Origin of the sequence: Kribbella sp. NPDC051586 (assembly GCF_044453965.1) — a bacterium.
Taxonomy (GTDB): domain Bacteria; phylum Actinomycetota; class Actinomycetes; order Propionibacteriales; family Kribbellaceae; genus Kribbella.
In genome coordinates, this window is the sequence record NZ_JBITDF010000001.1 from 148,129 (window position 1) to 165,204 (window position 17,076).

A 17,076-nucleotide genomic window follows, 5' to 3' on the forward strand; every position below is an offset into this window, starting at 1 on the left:
AGGCAAGTCAGCGGAAGGCGTCGGCGTTCGCCTTCACCCACTCGCGGTAGGTGATCGCGGGTCGACCGGTGAGCTCAGGCACGGCAGGCTCTGGCTTCATCGGCCACTCCGCCATCATCCGGAAGCCGTCCAGCAACCACTGCGCCGTCTCCAGCCCGATCGCCGGCGCCAGCTCGTCGAGATACTCCTGCGGCGTCTGCTCCACGAACCGCACCTCTCGCCCGATGGCCTCCGCGATCTGCTCGACCTCTTCCGGCGGAGTGAGCGCTTCCGGCCCGCTCATCATGATCTTCTGGCCGTTGAAGCGTTCGGACAGCAGCACCACGCGCGCCACCGCGGCGATATCCCCGAGATCGATCGGCGTCTGCACAGCCCCGGCGTACGGCGCCCGCACGACGCTCTCGGCCTTGATCGACGGCGCCCAGCCGAGCGTGTTGGTCATGAACTGCCCCGGCCGCAGGAAAGTCCACTCGAAGCCACCCGCCTCGATCGCCCGTTCGATCCGGTAGTAGTGCCACGCCGCCGGATCCCCTTGCGCCTCATACTCGGCCGGCTCGCCCGAGAGTACGACGACCCGCCGCACGCCGGCGTCCTTGGCGCAGCGGACGAAGTCGTCGACGTACGCCGGAAGCGGCGCGAGGTAGACCGTATCGATGCCGGCCAGCGCAGCCGGCAGCGTCGACGGCTTCCCCAGATACCCGCGGGCGACCTCCACCCCGTCCGGCAGCGCGGCGCGGGCCGGGTGGTTCGTCAACGCCCGGACCGCCGCGCCCGCCGACACCAACTCGTCCACCAACAGCCGACCGACGCTGCCAGTCGCTCCCGTCACCAGGATCGTCATGCCTCTCCCCTCTCGCCAACAATTCTCGTAGGGTATACGGGAATTCAAATCAGCGCCTATCGTTGGCTCGTGAGCGAGCGTCGGAGCGGTGAAGGCCAGCCAGACAAGACACTGGCGTTGCTGTGGCGCAACCACCGCCGTCCCGGCTCGGACCCGGCAGCCAACGAGCCGACAAGGAGCCGCGGCGCAGGCCGCAGACCATCGCTCAACGTCGACGACGTGGTGCAGGCAGGCATCCGGCTGGCGGATGACCAGGGGCTCGCGGCGGCGTCGATGGGCGGGCTCGCCAAGGAGCTCGGCGTCGGCACGATGACCCTCTACACGTACGTGCCGTCGAAGGACGAGCTGCTCGATCTGATGGTCGACCAGGTCCTCGTCGAGCGCGAGCTCCCCGGCCCGGGGGCGCCACGCCCCGACGACTGGCGCGAGCAGGTGGAGGTCTACTCCCAGCAGACCCGTGCGATGTTCCAGCAACACCTTTGGCTGTCGCAGGTCTCGACGATCCGTCCGCCGGTCGGACCCGGCATGCTGGCCGGCCGCGAGTACCTGCTGTCGGCGGTGCTGGCACTCGGCCTCAGCCCCACCGAGACGAATACGGCCGCGCTCGCCATCACGACGTACGTCGACTCCGCGGCTCACCTCGAGGCAGAGAGCCGCCTGGTCGAGCGCACGACCGGGCAGACCAACGACGCCTGGTGGTACGAGCGGAACGACCTGTGGGAGACGTACTTCGATGTCGAGAGGCATCCCACGATGACGTCGATCTGGCACGCGAAGGGCTACCAGTCCACTGCCGCCGACTCGTACCGCTACGGCCTCGACCGCCTCCTGGACGGGATCCAGGCGATGAAACCCCTATAGATCAAGGGTGATCCAGGCCGGATCGTGGTCCGTCCCGTCGCGCGCCAGCTTGCGCCGGCGACCGATGAACGATCCCGTCAACCGCGGCGCGAGCGCAGGCGACAACCAGATCTGATCGATCAGGTCGAACGACCGCGGCTGCCGCGACTCCTTGAACGTCGACGTCCACGCCGCGCTGGCCGGCAGCTCCACCGTCGTCTGCACCGTGCCGATCTCGGTCGGCGCCGTCAGCGCGTTGACGAGCCCGGACTGCGTATACGCGACCAGTGCGGACGAGTCCGGAGTGTCGTTCATGTCGCCGCAGAGCAGGTACCGCTGGCGAGTGCCCATCCGCGAAGCCATGATCCGCACGATCGTCTCGGCCTGCTGCCGACGCAACAGCAGCGCCGCCGCCTCAGCCGCTGCCTGGTCCGGCACGGTGAAGTCGACGTACTTCGACTTCAGATGTGTGCCGAACACGGTCAGCACCTTCCGCCCGCGGGCGTCCAGGATCTCCGCCTCGACCAGATCACGCGAGAAGATCGGCCGATCCGGTACGTCGGGATGGAACGTCCGCTGATAACTCGTCACCCCGCCGAGCGGCCGGCGCGACAGCAGCCCGATGTCGATGAACCGCGTCGAGTCGTTCCCGTCGATCACCATCACGTGCTCGTAGGCCCCGCTCAGGTGGTCGCGGTTGAACTCCCGCAGTACGTCGACGTTCTCGACCTCCTGCACGATCCAGACATCCACGTCCGCACCGAGCAGTCGCTCCGCCACCCGGTTGGTGTCCTCCGGCTTCTTGGCCGTCAGCAACTTCCCGTGCCCGTCGAGCTGCAACCGCCGCCGGTGCTCGTCGTCGAACGTGTACGTCGCCGGCACCGAACCGGTCCCGCTCGCCAGCACGTCGACCGCGCCCTCGAAGTTCCACCGGTCGAACAGGTTGTTCAGATTGAACGTGCCCACCGTCAGAGCCATGTCCCCCACCCCCTGACGGAAAGGTACGCCGTCGTCACCGATCCGAACCAGCCATCAGGTGCGGATCCCCGACAAGACGTCGGCGCCGACCGGATTGAGGCTGTGGCGGACCGAGCTTCCGATCCGGTGGGTGGTGACGAGACCGGTGTCATGGAGCACCCGGGCGTGTTCGCTTGCCGATGCCAACGAGATGCCGACCCGGGCCGCGAGCTCACTCGTCGAGCAAGCACCGACCGAGATGCTCCGAAGCACCAGCGCTCTCGTCTTGCCGAGCAGGTCGGCGACCGCACGGTCGCGATCTGGGCGGCGTACGACGACGGCAGGCTGCCCGGGATCGTGCCGCACCGGATACACCAGCACCGGTGGCAGCGACGGATCGAGCAGCATCATCGGGTACTTCCAGCAGAAGAACGAGGGCACCAGCCGAAGACCCCGGCCGTTCAGGTGCAGGTCGCGCTCGATGTGCGGCGTGTCCACCGAGAGCACCGGCGCCGACCAGCGCAGGGACTGATGCAGCTGCGGGATCAACGACTCGAATCCGTCGCTGGCCACGGTGTCGTTGTGCCGCGCGACGGTCGGCTGGATCGCGGTCGCGATCATCGGCATCTGCGGCGCGATCTTGGTCCGGTGGAACGACCGCAGCCCATGCACGAGCCGCGTCATCACCTTCGTGTCGCCGGTCGCGAGCCGCCGGGTCCAGGCCGGCAGCCGGACGCTGTCCGACAACCGCCGCAGCTCCGACATCAGCTGCCCGGACGGCGTCGCCGCGACCGCGGCCAACCCCGCGTCGAGCCCTTCCCCCGCCGCGCGCGGCGTGAGGAAGTCCGGCGAGTACCCCACCGGCGGCGTCAACGCGAGCAACTCGTGCTCGAGCGCACTCAGGCGGGATCGCGCCCGCTCGCGCCAAGGCCCGTAGACCTCCGGCTCCTCGTCTCCCTGCAGGACGTGAAGCCCCAGCAGGACCTCCCACAGCGGATCCGGCCGCTGCGCAATCGTCGTCCTGGCCAGATCCGTGCATTCGAAATGAATGCGGAACACCACGACCCCCTCCCCCGAGGAAGTCACCCACCGTGGTCAGTAGGCGACCCTTCGACATTAACAGCCGCCGGGTTCACCTCCAGTGACGAACTACTCCCACTCGATGGTGCCCGGGGGCTTGCTGGTGACGTCGAGGGTCACGCGGTTGATCTCGTCGACCTCGTTGGTGATGCGGGTCGAGATGCGCTCGATCACGTCGTACGGCAGGCGGGCCCAGTCCGCCGTCATCGCGTCCTCGCTGGTGACGGGACGCAGTACGACGGGGTGTCCGTAGGTCCGGCCGTCGCCCTGGACGCCGACCGAGCGGACGTCGGCCAGCAGCACGACCGGGAACTGCCAGATGTCGCGGTCGAGACCGGCCGCGGTCAGCTCGGTCCGGGCGATCAGGTCGGCGGCGCGGAGGATGTCCAGGCGCTCGCGGGTGACCTCGCCGATGATCCGGATGCTCAGGCCGGGACCCGGGAACGGGTGCCGGTAGACCATCGTCTCCGGCAGGCCGAGCGCCAGGCCGAGCTCGCGGACCTCGTCCTTGAACAGCGTCCGCAGCGGCTCGATCAGGCTGAACTGCAGGTCGTCGGGCAGACCGCCGACGTTGTGGTGCGACTTGATGTTCGCCGCGCCGGTGCCGCCGCCGGACTCGACCACGTCCGGGTACAGCGTGCCCTGGACCAGGAACTCGATGTGCCGCTCGGCGTCCACCTTGCGCGCGGTCGCCTCGAAGGTCCGGATGAACTCCCGGCCGACGATCTTCCGCTTCTGCTCGGGATCGATCACCCCGGCCAGCGCGGACAGGAACTGTTCCTCGGCGTCGATCGCCTCGAGCCGGATCCCGATCGCGGCGACGAAGTCCTTCTCGATCTGCTCGGACTCACCGGCCCGCTGCAGGCCGTGGTCGACGTACACACAGGTCAACTGGTCACCGATCGCCTTGTGCACCAGGGCCGCCGCGACCGCGGAGTCGACGCCGCCGGACAGCGCGCACAGCACCTGCTTGTCGCCGACCTGCCGGCGGATCAGCTCGACCTGCTCGTCGACGACGTTCGTGGTCGTCCAGTCGCCCTTGCAGCCGGCGATCTTGTACAGGAAGTGCTCCAGCACAGCCTGACCGGCCTGCGAGTGCAGGACCTCCGGGTGCCACTGGACGCCGGCCAGCCGCCGGTCCAGATCCTCGAACGCCGCCACCGGCGCACCCTCGGACGCGGCCAGTACGGCGAACCCCGCCGGCGGAGCGTGCACCGCGTCGCCGTGCGACATCCACACGTTCAGGTCCTCGGGAATGTCCGCGAGCAGCGTCCCCGGCTCGCTGACGGTGACCGGCGTCCGGCCGAACTCGCGCAGCCCGGTCCGCCGTACGTCGCCGCCGAGCGTCTGCGCCATCGCCTGGAAGCCGTAGCAGATCCCGAACGCCGGTACGCCGGCCTCGAACAGGCCGGTCTCGACCCGCGGCGCGCCCTCGGCGTACACCGACTGCGGACCGCCGGACAGGATGATCGCCTTCGGCTTGCGCGCCAGCATCTCCTCGACCGGCATCGAGTGCGGCACGATCTCGGAGTACACCTTCGCCTCGCGCACGCGCCGCGCGATCAGCTGCGCATACTGCGCGCCGAAGTCAACAACCAGGACAAGTTCATGCTCAGCCACGTGCAAAGGGTATCGGTGCAGGTCACGAAGGCTGTAATGCAGTCACCAGCAGCCGCTTCGGCGCCCTGAACGAGAGCAGGTCGATCATCGGCGGCCGCTCCACCAACCGCACACCAGCCAACAAGCCCTGAGCACATTCCAACGCGACCCGCGCCTCCATCCGGGCGAGGCCGGCGCCGAGGCACCGGTGGATCCCGATCCCGAACGCAAGATCAGCCGGCCCGCCATGACCGCTCAACCCGAGCAGCACCGGCGCGCCCGCGGGGAGCTCGACCTCACCGACGGTCGCCGGGCTCGAGGTGATCCGCCGCCAGGTGGGGACGGACGACGCCTCCCGCAGCACCTGCTCGACGACCTCCGCCGGCTCACAGAGGTCACGCAACGACCGGTGGAAGGCGGTGGAGATGAGCTGGGTCGTGGTCTCCTGGCCGGCGATCAGTAAGAAGTAGCCGACGGCGCAGACCTCTTCGTCGCTCAACCCCAGACCGACGAGCACGCCGAACAAATCGTCCGCAGGCGCGCGTCGAGCAGCCGTCGTCCTCGCCCGCAACCAGGCGTAGAACTCGGCCGCACTGTGGGCCAACTCCAACTGCCGGTCCTCGGATGGCCAGCCCCAGAACAGCTCGAGCGAGTCCAGGCTCCAAGCCTTCAGCAGCGGTACGTCGACGTCGAGCAGTCCAAGCAGCCGCAGTACGACGATGGCCGGCGGCTCCGCGGCGATCGCCTGCACGAGGTCCACCTGTTCACCGGCGGCGAGGCGCGCCGAGGCCGCAGCCACCCGCACGGACGTCAGCTCCCTGGTCAACGGCTCGACGGCGGCGACCCGCGCCGGACTGAAGAACCGAGCGACGGCAGCCCGGATCGGCCGATGCGACTCCCCGGCGTTGTTGGCCAACGTCGGCGGCAACGCGAACCCGACCCCCGACAGTACCCGCAACGCCTTCACCGACAGCGGAGTATGCGCGAGTACGGCGTTGTCCGGCCGGAACGTCTCCGGATCCAGCAGAACCTCACGCGCCAGCGCCGGATCATCGACGACCCAGTACCCAAGCCCTTCGTCGTACCGAGCAGGACATCCGCTCACTCGAACCATCCCGGCGCGGCGGCGAGGAAGTCCTCCCGGCCCAGTCCCCCGACCCCGGCCGGGATCCGTCCGATCACCGGAACGCCGGTCGTGGCCGGCAGATCTTCCAGGTTGCACCGCTCGGCAAGGTCGGGCTCAGCCGGCCACGCACCGATCACGAGACCTTCGACCGGCAGCCCACGAGCCCGCAGCGCTTCGAGGGTCAGCCCCGAATGGTTCAACGTGCCCAGCCCGGCCCGCGCCACCACCACGAACCGGAACGGCACCGTCAGGTGCCCGGCGAGATCAGCCAGGTTGTTGCCGTCAGCATCAAGCCCGACAAGTAACCCGCCCGCGCCCTCGACCAGCACGGACTCGTAGCGCCCCGCGAGTTCGTCGATCGACTTGGCATGCTCCCCGACCGACGGAAGCGCAACCCCGGCACGCCGAGCGGCGGTCGTCGGCGCGAGCGGTTCGGGCAGCCGGACGCCTTCGTGCAGCGCGGTAACCCCCGTGAGCCGGCCAACCTCGGCGAGATCGCCTGGCTCGTCCGGAGTCACCCCGGTCTGGGCGGGCTTGACCACGACCACGGAGCCACCCGCCCGAGCCGCGAGCGCAGCCGTCGTGATCGTCTTGCCCACCTCGGTGTCGGTGCCGGTGATCAGCGTGATCATGACACCTTGCCGATCGCGTCCGCGATCACCGCGCACGCACGATCGAGGTCCGCGGCGGACAACCCGGCATTCGCCGTGAGGCGGAGGCGGGAGATGCCGTCAGGCACGGACGGCGGCCGGAAGCTGCCGACCCGCACTCCTGCGGTCAGGCACAACTCGGCCGCGCGGACAGTCTCGCGAGGGCCGGGCATCGGGATCGAGACGACCGGGCCAGACGCCGGGGGGACGCCGCAGGCTGCAGCCAGGCGAGTTGTCGCGGCGTGGATCGCTGCGGGGCGGTCGGGTTCTGAGTTCAGGATCTGGAGGGCGGCGAGGGCGGCGGCGCAGGCGGCGGGGGTCAGGCCGGTGTCGTAGATGAAGGGGCGGGAGCGGTTGATCAAGTGGTCGCGGAGGATCGCCGGACCCAGGACTACGCCGCCCTGGGAGGCCAGGGCTTTGGAGAGGGTCATGGTGATGACGACGTGGTCCAGGCCTGCCAAGTCGCGGGCGTGGACGGAGCCGTGGCCTTTGCCGGTGACGCCCAGGCCGTGGGCCTCGTCGACCAGCAGCAGCGCGTCATGAGCCTCGGCAACGGCCGCCAGTTCGGTCAGCGGCGCCTCGTCGCTGAGCACGCTGAAGACGGACTCAGTCATCACCACGGCGTGCGGTTCGTTGCGCTCGGCAAGCACCTTCTCGACGGCTTCCAGGTCGTTGTGCGGCACGACCTCGACACGGGATCGGGACAGCCTGCAAGCGTCCACGAGCGAGGCGTGGATGTGCTCGTCGGAGACCAGCAAGGTACCCGGTCCGCCGAGCGCGGTGACAACGCCGAGGTTCGCGAGGTACCCGGACGAGAAAGCGAGCGCGGATTCCTGCCCGGCATAAGCAGCCAGCGCGGACTCGAGCTCCTCGTGCAAGGCCGTCGTGCCGGTCACGAGACGGGAGGCGGTTGCGCCGGTGCCCCACGTACGAACGGCATCGGCTGCCGCGGCGATGACCCGGGAATCGTTGGACAGACCAAGGTAGTCGTTGCCCGCGAGGTCGATCAGGTCGTCGTCTGCGGACCGGACCCGCAGCCGCCGGGTCAGCCCCCGGGCCTCCAGCGCGGCCGCCTTCGGCGCGAGCCAGTCCTCGAGCATCAGCCGGCCTCCTCGACCGCGCCCGTGATCGCCGCCGCGATCGTCGCGATCTCCTCGTCGGTGCACACGTACGGCGGCATCGTGTAGACGAGGTCGCGGAACGGACGCACCCACACCCCGCGCCGCAACGCCGCCTCGGTCGTCCGCGGCAGATCCACCGGCCCACCGAGCTGTACGACGCCGACCGCGCCCAGCACCCGCACGTCCTTCACCGCAGGCAACTCGCGCGCAGGTGCCAGGCCGGCGGCCAGCCCCGCAGAAATCGCATGCACGCGTCCAGCCCAGTCCTGGGACAACAGCAACTCGATCGAAGCAAGCGCGACCGCACACGCCAGCGGGTTCGCCATGAACGTAGGCCCGTGCATCAGCGCACCCCCCGGCCCGTCCGAGACCGTTCGCGCGACCTCTGTCGTACACAGCATGGCCGCGAGAGTCAGATAGCCGCCGGTCAACGCCTTGCCGACGCACAGGATGTCGGGCTCGACGCCGGCGTGCTCCGAGGCGAAAAGCGTGCCGGTGCGGCCGAAGCCGGTGGCGATCTCGTCGAGGATCAGGAGGAAGCCATGGCGGTCGGCCAGCTCGCGTAGTACCCGCAGGCAGGCCGGGCTGTACGGGTACATTCCGCCCGCCCCCTGGAGGATCGGCTCGACGATGATGGCGGCGACCTCATCCGAATGCCGCTCGGCGAGGTCAGCGATCGAGTCGGCCCAGGCCTGCAACTCCGGGTCGTCGGAGGGTCGGTCGAAACCGGCTGGTGGCTGCGGGCCGAAGACCTGCTCCTTCAGGGCGCCGGTGAAGAGGGAGTGCATGCCGTTGACCGGATCGCACACACTCATCGGCGCGAACGTGTCGCCGTGGTAGCCGCCGCGGACGGTGAGCATCCGGGTCCGGCCGTTGTTGCCGCGCGCAACTTGGTACTGCAGGGCCAGCTTGATCGCGACCTCGACCGAGACCGATCCCGAGTCGCAGAAGAAGACGTGCCGCAGCGCTGCGGGCGTGATCTCCACCAGCCGCTCCGCGAGCCGGATCGCCGGCTCGTGCGTCAGCCCGCCGAACATCACGTGACTGAAGTCGTCGACCTGACTCTTCACCGCCGCGTCGAGCACCGGGTGCCGGTAGCCGTGGATCATGCACCACCACGACGACATGGCATCGATCGCCTCGACGGTCCCGCCGGCGCCGTCGTCGAGCTGCAACCGGACGCCCGACGCACCCCGGACCAGCCGCACCGGTGACGGCTCGGTCAGCGAGGAATACGGGTGCCAGAGCAGCTCCGCGTCCCGCTGTCGCCACGCATTGACCGACTGTGACACCGTCCGCCTCCGTCCTGAGGATTCACCACGGTAATCGCTGCGTCGACCGACCCGGCTCACGGGTGGTCAGGATGTGATCAGCGCCTCTAGAACGACGTCCCGGCCTTCGCGATGTGCAACGTGACGGCTACCGGATCGAGGCGCGGCCTGGCCAGCGCCATCAGGGCCCTCGCCCCGTCGACCCCCTCGTCCCGGATCCACTGCACCGGCGCCGACAGCCCGAACCGCTCGATCGCGCTGGACGCATCGAGGAAGTCGCGCGACTCGGCCACCGTCCAGGTCCGTTCGCGCTCCCAGGTGATCGCGTCCACGGTCCGGGCCGGCTGCTGCCAGTCGCCGTCGCGCTCGTTGCCGTAGATCAGCTGGCCGTCCGGCCGCAGTACGCCGATGCGGTCGACCCAGTCGCCTCCGTCGATCAGCTCGGCGGCTCGCAGTACGCCGGCGTACCCGGCGTCGTGGCGGCTCTGCGTAGCCAGGCGGCCGAACCCGAAGGCTTCCAGGGCACGGAGGTGACGCTGCAGTACCCCGAGGCGGCTGAGGGCCTCGTGCACCGCCACGATCGCGACCTCGACGTGGTAACCGGCTGCTTTGAACCCGCGGGCCGAGGCCGCGAACGCCTCCGGGTCGACCAGCTCGGTCTCTACGATCACGTCGTACCGCTCCTGGATCACCAGCTCCTCGGCGCGGGCGAGCCAACGCAGGCCGTCGGTCTCGACGGACCGGTCGAGGGTCGGGAGCTCGTCGGTGATCGGCTCGTGGAGCCGTGGGTGGTAGCCCTCCAGGGTGAGGGGGCTGAGCACGACAGGACGGCCGCGCCTGGCCAGGACGGCCTTGACGAGAGCCGTGACGGAGGCCTTGCCGGCGCCGGGTTGAGCGGCGACGAAGACGGCCACGGGACGGTCCTGCGCGGTACCGGTGAGCACGTCGGGGACGATCCGGTCGCGGAAGATCCGCTCGTTGTCCGCGTCGCTCAGCAGGAACCGATCAAGCTCAGTCACCTGGGCCATCCAGCTCACCTGACTCGCCGCCCTCCCCCTGTGCGTCCTCTTCGCCGGCGTCCCCGCCGGCGCCGTCCTCTTCGTCCCCGTCCTCGCTGAGGAGCTCGTCGGCATCGTCGCGGACGCGGCCGACCGCGCGCGTATCGAGTGGGTCGAGCTCCTGGCCGCGGGCCGCCCAGGCGGCCTGAGCCGCGCGCAGGGTGGCGATCGCGGCTTCGTCGGGCTCGTCGGCCGCTTCCGCCGCTTCCGCCGCGGCGAGGTGGTGGGCGTAGAACGCGACCGCCTGCCGGACGCCTTCGAGAGCGATCTCGTAGGCAAAGATCTGCGCCGGGGTCCACTTCGGCTTGCCCAGCTCCGGGAGCACAAGTGGGTCGGCGACGTTAACCACACAAGGAAGATATCCGACGGCTCGGGTCAGCCCAACCGGGGCTACACACTCCGCCGAGCAGCCGGTGAACCCGGTCCGATCCCACGTTTCCGAGCGACAGTGCGCCCCTTTCGGCCACCTGGGCGCTTTCGTGTGGTGGACGCCGGAGCAGGGCCGGGCTCCAGGCTCTTCTTCACCGCTGCGAATGCCTCGGCCGCGCTTCGGATCGGCCGGACGCCGGTCAGCTTGGGGATCGCGGACCGCTGCCGGCGGGTGTGGGTCTGGATGCGCTCGACGACCCGGCTCCGCACCTCGACCAGGTCGGCGCCGCCCAGGTCCTCGACCGCTTTGCCATGCTCGATCGCCACGTCGAACCACTCGGTGTACCCGTGCGTGTGGACGACCTGGTTGGGCGACTTCTGTCCGAGCCGGCGGTACTGCGAGAGCACGTCGTACCGCTCGTCGAGCCGGAGGACCTCGTCGCGGAGCCCGAGCTCGACCTGACGGTCGTACGTCGCCGCGACCCGCTGATCGATCTCGGCGGCAGGACGATCGACCGACAGCACGACCTGCCGGGTGGCCGGGGCCACGGCCCGCTCCGGATCGTTGCCCATGGCTCGTGCCAGCGCGTTCACGATCGCGTCGTAGTTGTTCGCGTGGATCTTCCCGGCCGCCTTCGGGTCGAGCCGGGTGAGTACGGCGTACGCGTCCTCGGCCATGCTCCGCGGGAAGTCGCGGCGGACGGCGTTCCGCGCCTCGGCGACCGCGTCCACCTCCCAGCCCTCGAGGAGCGAGCGGACGTACACGCTGGTGCCGCCGACGATCACGGGCACGCCGCCGGACGTCCAGCAGTCCTCCATGTGCTTGCGTGCCCGTGAGACGAACGTCTCCAGCTCCAGCTTCCGCACCGGCTCGGTGACGTCCATCATCGTGTGCGGGACGCCGCGCATCTCCGCCGGCGTCGTCTTGCTGGTGCCGATGTCCATGTACCGGTACACCTGCCGCGAGTCCGCGGAGACGACCGTCGGCGGCAGCCCGAGCTCGTCCCGGATCCGCAGGCACAGGTCGACCGACACCGCGGTCTTGCCCGCCGAGGTCGGCCCGTACACAGCGATCAGCAGGCGAGGCACGTCGTCGGACATGCCGACCAGCCTAGCCGCGCTCAGTCGGAGGCCAGTTCACCGTGGACGGAGCAGCGGGCCGTCCAGCCCATCGGGTGCACCTGGACGATCATCCGGCGGCGGCACTCGGCGCAGTACCTCGGCGGCTCCAGCGCGAGCGCCCGGCCGCAGTCGTCGTGACCGCCGTCGGCGACCTCGCGGCCACAGCGACCGCAGTAGGTCTCGGTCACAGCGTCTTCTGCAGCTCTTTCACCGGCATCTTCAGCTCGGTGAGGAGGTCGAGGTCGGCGGTCGCCGGGCGGCCCAGGGTGGTCAGGTAGTTGCCGACGATGACGGCGTTGATCCCGCCGAGCAGTCCCTCCCGGGTGCCTAGGTCGCCAAGGGTCAGCTCGCGACCGCCGGCGTACCGCAGGACGGTGCGCGGCATGGCCAGCCGGAACGCGGCGATGGTCCGCAGCGCGTCCTTGCCGTCCATGACCTCCAGATCGCCGAACGGCGTACCCGGTCGCGGGTTGAGGAAGTTCAGCGGGACCTCGTGCGGGTCCAGCTCGGCCAGCTGCGCGGCCAGCTCGGCACGCTGCTCCAGGGACTCCCCCATGCCGACCAGACCGCCGCAGCACAGCTCCATCCCGGAGTCGCGCACCATCAGGCAGGTCTCCCAGCGCTCCTCGAAGGAGTGCGTGGTGACGACGTCACCGAAGTACGACCGGGCCGACTCGAGGTTGTGGTTGTACCGGTGCACGCCCCACGACTTGAGCTCGTCGACCTGCTCCTGGGTAAGCATGCCGAGCGAGCAGGCGATGTTGATGTCGACCTCGGCGTTGATCGCCTCGATGCCGGCCTTCACCTGGCTCATCAGCCGCTGGTCCGGCCCGCGGACCGCGGCGACGATGCAGAACTCGGTCGCGCCGGTCTTCGCGGTCTCCTTGGCGGCCTCGACCAGCTCGGGGATGTTCAGCCAGACCGACCGCACCGGCGAGGTGAACTGACCCGACTGGGAGCAGAAGTGGCAGTCCTCGGGGCAGCCGCCGGTCTTGAGCGAGATGATCCCCTCGACCTCGACCTCCTCGCCGCACCACTTCACCCGAACGTCGTGCGCGAGGGCGAGCAGTTCGGGCAGCCGGTCGTCGGGTGTGCCGAGGACCTCGACCAATTGCTCCTGGCTCAGCCCGGTGCCTTGCCCCAGAACCTGCTCACGTGCCACGTCCAGGATGTCGCTCATGCCTTCTCCTGCCTCATCAGAACGGTCGGCTCAGAGTAGGTCAGACAGGTACGCCGGTTCTGCGGCGGGCGTCACGTGGAACAGATCGGGCCATGGTGCCTCACGACCACTCTCCGCACTTCCCGGGAAAAGTTTCTGGACTTTTCTTTGGAACCTCGTAACCCCCCGTAGACGGGCTCGTTGATGTGTACGAAGGCGGTTACCGCAAGGAAGACCGCCACCCGGTTACCAGGAGCAACAAAAGCTGATCATTACGATCAGCACGCAGAGTGGTCACAAGGCCTCGAAGCGGTGGGAATCGGATGTAAGGTAGTAACCAAGAGCTCGGGTCGCCAGCCATGGTTGGTGACCCGATCCCAAAGCGCCGGGCGCCTCACCCCGGCTTGAGTGGGTCCCTCGGGAAACGATTTGGGCGGAAACGTTCCCGAGGGACCTGCTCCCTTTTCCGGACCTTTTCACAAAGCCTCAGCAAACTTACTGCTGAGGCTTATTCATTTCCCCACCGGCGCATTCTTTTCGATCTCCGCGGATCGCGAATGCGTTACGGCTTCGTCACAGACTGTTTCGGGAAGATCGGCAGCCGCAGAGCGCCGGGGGCGTCGGCCGGGACGACGGGGTGTTCGGGCTTGACCGGCTGGATGCGCAGATAGCCGGCACCGGCCGCGGGGCGGGGATCAATTCCGCCTTTGTTCGGCCAGAAGGACAGGGCTCGCTCGGCCTGGGCGGTGATCGTCAGCGACGGGTTGACGCCGAGGTTCGCGGAGATCGTCGAGCCGTCGACGATGTGCAGGCCGTCGTACCCGTAGACGCGGTGGTACGGATCCACCACTCCGGATGCGGCGGAGTCGCCGATCGCGCAGCCGCCGATGAAGTGCGCGGTCATCGGCACGTTGAACGGCTCCCCGATCGTGCCGCCCGGGGTCCCGTTCATCAGCTTCGCCATCCGCCGGACCACCTGGTTCGCGACCGGGATCCAGGACGGGTTCGGGGCGCCGTGGCCCTGCTTGGACGTCAGCCGCCAGCGGCCGAGACGGTCCCGCTTGCCGAACGTGGTGATCGAGTTGTCCGCGGTCTGCATCACCAGCGCGATCACGGTCCGCTCGGACCAGTGCTTCAGGTCGTACAGCTTGCGGATGTTCTTCCGCTGTACGCCGAGCTCCCGCAGCCAGGTCCGCCAGCGCGGCTTGTCCCCGTCGCCGTCGGTCAGCACGGTCTGCAGCAGCGACATCACGTTGCTGCCCTTGCCGTACCGCACCGGCTCGATGTGGGTGATGTCGTCCGGGTGGAACGACGAGGTGATCGCGACCCCACGGCTGTAGTCGACGTCGCGGTCCTTCGCGATCGCGCCGAGCAGGGACTCCGAGTTGGTCCGGGTGAGCACGCCGAGCCGGTCGGACAGCCCGGGCAGCTTCCCCTCGTCGCGGAGCCGGTGCAGGAGCTTCGCCGTACCGAGGGCCGACGCGGCGAAGATCACTTGCTGGGCGGTGAAGCGCCGGGTGAGCTTCCGGTTCGACGTACGGCGGGTGTCCACGGCGTACCCGCCGCCGGGCAGCGGCTCGACCGAGGTGACGGTGGTCAGCGAGTACACCTCGGCGCCGGACTTCTCGGCCAGGTAGAGGTAGTTCTTCGTCAGCGTGTTCTTCGCGTTGTGCCGGCAGCCGGTCATGCACTCGCCGCAGTCGATGCAGCCGGTACGCCGCGGTCCGGCGCCGCCGAAGTACGGGTCGTCGACCTCGACACCGGCCTCCCCGAAGAAGACTCCGACCGGCGTCGGGTGGAACGTCTCCCCCACCCCGAGGTCGTCGGCGACCTGCTTCATCACCTTGTCCGCCGGCGTGAAGCCCGGGTACGTCGTGACGCCGAGCATTCGCTTCGCCTGGTCGTAGTACGGCGCGAGCTCGGACTTCCAGTCGGTGATGTGCGCCCACTGGCGGTCGGTGTAGAAGGCGGGCAGCGGTTCGTAGAGCGTGTTCGCGTAGACGAGGCTGCCGCCGCCGACACCGGCGCCGGACAGGATGATCACGTCGCGCAGCGCGCTGATCCGCTGGATGCCGTACATGCCGAGCTTCGGCGCGAACAGAAACCGCTTGGTGTCCCACGAGTTCTTCGCGAAGGCGCCGTCCTCGAATCGCGCGCCGGCTTCCATGACGGCGACGTGGTAGCCCTTCTCGGTCAACCGCAGAGCCGACACGGACCCGCCGAAGCCGGACCCGACGATGACGACGTCGTAGTCGAACCTCACGGGCGGCCGATCTTCTTGAGGACGCGCAGTGCGCCGGTCATCAGCTCGGCGAACTTCTCGTCGGACAGGCCGTGCGAGGCAGCGATCGGGATCAGTCTTTGGGTGGCGATCGCCTGCGGTTCGACGTACCGGCGGATCCCTTCGACGCCCTGCCGCCGGCCGAGGCCCGAGGACCGCATGCCGCCCATCGGCGTGTCGATCGAGCCGAACGTCGCGCCGTACCCCTCGTTGACATTGACCGTGCCGGCCATCAGCTGTGCGGCGACCGCACGGCCGCGCCGGCCGTCGCGGGTCCAGACGCTCGCGTTCAGGCCGTACTCGCCCTCGTTGGCGCGCTGGATCGCCTCGGACTCGTCGGAGAAGCGGTAGATCGAGACAACCGGCCCGAAGGTCTCGTTGTCGAAACACTCCATCGCCGGGGTGACGCCGGACAGCACGGTCGGCTCGTAGAACAGCGGGCCGATGTCCGGGCGCGGCTTGCCGCCGGCCAGGACCGTCGCGCCCCGCGAGCGAGCGTCCTCGACGTGCCGGGTGACCGTCTCCAGCTGAGCCTTCGAGATCAGCGAGCCCATGTCGACGTCCCAGCCGGTGCCGGCCGAGATGCGGAGCTTCTTCACCCGGTCCACGAACGCCGTCACGAAGGCGTCGTACACCTGGTCGGCGACGTACAGCCGCTCCATCGAGACGCACAGCTGGCCCGCGTTCGCGAAGCAGGCGCGGACGGCGCCTTCCGCGGCCCGGTTGATGTCGGCGTCGCGCAGTACGAGCATCGGGTTCTTGCCGCCGAGCTCGAGGCTGCAGCCGATCAGCCGCTCACCGCACTGCTTCGCGACCAGCCGGCCGGTCCTGGTGGAGCCGGTGAAGCAGATGTAGTCCGCGTTCTGGATCAGCGCGCCGCCGACGGTCGGGCCGTCGCCGTTCACGGCGAGCCAGGCCTCGCGCGGCAGGCCGGCCTCGTACAGCAGCTCGATCCCGCGGAGCGCGGTCAGCGGGGTCTGGCTGTCCGGTTTGTGCACGACCGTGTTGCCGGCCAGGATCGCGGGCAGGCCGTCGGAGATCGCCATCGTCAGCGGGTAGTTCCACGGCGAGATGATGCCGACGACACCCTTCGGCACGAACCGCTCCTCGGCGCGGGTGAGCACCGGGAAGATGCCGAGCTTGCGCTGCGGCTCGAGCAGCTCCTGCGCCTTGCGCCCGTAGTACCGCGCCGTCAGCGCGACGTGGGCGAGCTCCTCGAACGCCTGCTTCCGCGCCTTGCCGGACTCGCGGATGATCAGGTCGACCAACTCGTGGCGGTGGTCGAGGACCAGGTCGTGGTACCGCAGCAGGATCGCGGCGCGCTCGGCGAGCGGCACCCGCCGCCAGGTCTGCTGCGTCTTCCGGGCCAGCCGGACCGCGGCGACCACGTCGTCCTCGCTCGACACCGGCAGGTCCGCGATCGGCTGCCCGGTCGCCGGCGCGTACGACGTCCTGGTGCCGGCCGTCGCCCGCAGCAGCCCCGACAACCGGCGGATGACCGACTGGTCGGTCGCATACGACGCGGTCGGATCCAGTTCCGGATCCGCGGGGATCGACGTCTGCTCACTCATCTGCCTAGGCTACCTGCCAGTAATCGACAGT

Annotated in this window: 16 protein-coding genes; 1 reads left to right on the top strand and 15 read right to left on the bottom strand. The window is 69.2% G+C overall.

From position 1 onward, the window contains the following. Positions 1-7: 7 nt before the first annotated feature. Entirely contained in the window at positions 8-841 is an 834-nt protein-coding gene (locus ACIA58_RS00740) for an NAD(P)H-binding protein (RefSeq protein WP_396401506.1), read from the bottom strand. A gap of 69 nt (positions 842-910) precedes the next feature. Here ACIA58_RS00740 and ACIA58_RS00745 point away from each other — a divergent pair, with 69 nt between their 5' ends. Continuing rightward, complete coding sequence (locus tag ACIA58_RS00745; protein ID WP_396401507.1) at positions 911-1,702, top strand: TetR/AcrR family transcriptional regulator; 792 nt, start codon at positions 911-913, stop codon at positions 1,700-1,702. On the opposite strand, the gene ACIA58_RS00750 is transcribed toward ACIA58_RS00745, so the two are convergent. The 14 genes from ACIA58_RS00750 to ACIA58_RS00815 all read right to left on the bottom strand — a co-directional run bounded on the left by ACIA58_RS00750 (position 1,697) and on the right by ACIA58_RS00815 (position 17,045). After that, positions 1,697-2,659 carry an endonuclease/exonuclease/phosphatase family protein gene (locus ACIA58_RS00750; RefSeq protein ID WP_396401508.1) on the bottom strand — a complete coding sequence of 321 codons (963 nt, stop codon included), beginning with the start codon at positions 2,657-2,659 and terminating at the stop codon, positions 1,697-1,699. The two genes, ACIA58_RS00745 and ACIA58_RS00750, sit on opposite strands and share 6 nt — an antisense overlap. Positions 2,660-2,713: 54 nt before the next feature. Continuing rightward, a complete protein-coding gene (locus ACIA58_RS00755) occupies positions 2,714-3,700 on the bottom strand; it encodes an ArsR/SmtB family transcription factor (protein WP_396401509.1) in 987 nt (328 codons plus the stop codon). An 87-nt stretch (positions 3,701-3,787) separates the two neighbouring features. After that, positions 3,788-5,338: a glutamine-hydrolyzing GMP synthase gene (gene guaA, locus ACIA58_RS00760; RefSeq protein ID WP_396401510.1), complete on the bottom strand. Its 1,551-nt coding sequence runs from the start codon at positions 5,336-5,338 to the stop codon at positions 3,788-3,790. Positions 5,339-5,360: 22 nt separating this feature from the next. Beyond that, positions 5,361-6,422 carry a hypothetical protein gene (locus ACIA58_RS00765; protein WP_396401511.1) on the bottom strand — a complete coding sequence of 354 codons (1,062 nt, stop codon included), beginning with the start codon at positions 6,420-6,422 and terminating at the stop codon, positions 5,361-5,363. Further along, the gene (gene bioD, locus ACIA58_RS00770; RefSeq protein WP_396401512.1) at positions 6,419-7,075 is read right to left on the bottom strand and encodes a dethiobiotin synthase; all 657 of its coding nucleotides are present in this window, start codon (positions 7,073-7,075) and stop codon (positions 6,419-6,421) included. The genes ACIA58_RS00765 and bioD overlap by 4 nt, the downstream gene beginning before the upstream one ends. Next, positions 7,072-8,193 carry an 8-amino-7-oxononanoate synthase gene (locus tag ACIA58_RS00775; RefSeq protein WP_396401513.1) on the bottom strand — a complete coding sequence of 374 codons (1,122 nt, stop codon included), beginning with the start codon at positions 8,191-8,193 and terminating at the stop codon, positions 7,072-7,074. The genes bioD and ACIA58_RS00775 overlap by 4 nt, the downstream gene beginning before the upstream one ends. Further along, a complete protein-coding gene (locus ACIA58_RS00780) occupies positions 8,193-9,506 on the bottom strand; it encodes an adenosylmethionine--8-amino-7-oxononanoate transaminase (protein WP_396401514.1) in 1,314 nt (437 codons plus the stop codon). The genes ACIA58_RS00775 and ACIA58_RS00780 overlap by 1 nt, the downstream gene beginning before the upstream one ends. Before the next feature lie 86 nt (positions 9,507-9,592). After that, entirely contained in the window at positions 9,593-10,504 is a 912-nt protein-coding gene (locus tag ACIA58_RS00785; protein WP_396401515.1) for a zeta toxin family protein, read from the bottom strand. Next, a complete protein-coding gene (locus ACIA58_RS00790) occupies positions 10,497-10,892 on the bottom strand; it encodes a hypothetical protein (protein ID WP_396401516.1) in 396 nt (131 codons plus the stop codon). Before ACIA58_RS00790 ends, ACIA58_RS00785 begins: the two co-directional genes overlap by 8 nt. A gap of 41 nt (positions 10,893-10,933) precedes the next feature. Then, the gene (locus tag ACIA58_RS00795) at positions 10,934-12,013 is read right to left on the bottom strand and encodes a tRNA (adenosine(37)-N6)-dimethylallyltransferase (protein WP_396401517.1); all 1,080 of its coding nucleotides are present in this window, start codon (positions 12,011-12,013) and stop codon (positions 10,934-10,936) included. Between the two features lie 20 nt (positions 12,014-12,033). After that, positions 12,034-12,222: a hypothetical protein gene (locus ACIA58_RS00800; protein ID WP_396401518.1), complete on the bottom strand. Its 189-nt coding sequence runs from the start codon at positions 12,220-12,222 to the stop codon at positions 12,034-12,036. Then, positions 12,219-13,214 (bottom strand): biotin synthase BioB, encoded by a 996-nt coding sequence (gene bioB, locus ACIA58_RS00805; protein WP_396401519.1) that lies wholly within the window; start codon positions 13,212-13,214, stop codon positions 12,219-12,221. The genes ACIA58_RS00800 and bioB overlap by 4 nt, the downstream gene beginning before the upstream one ends. A gap of 541 nt (positions 13,215-13,755) precedes the next feature. Next, the gene (locus ACIA58_RS00810; protein WP_396401520.1) at positions 13,756-15,456 is read right to left on the bottom strand and encodes a GMC oxidoreductase; all 1,701 of its coding nucleotides are present in this window, start codon (positions 15,454-15,456) and stop codon (positions 13,756-13,758) included. Further along, positions 15,453-17,045, bottom strand: coding sequence for a succinic semialdehyde dehydrogenase (locus ACIA58_RS00815; protein WP_396401521.1), 1,593 nt, complete (start codon positions 17,043-17,045; stop codon positions 15,453-15,455). The genes ACIA58_RS00810 and ACIA58_RS00815 overlap by 4 nt, the downstream gene beginning before the upstream one ends. Between the last annotated feature and the right edge of the window lie 31 nt (positions 17,046-17,076).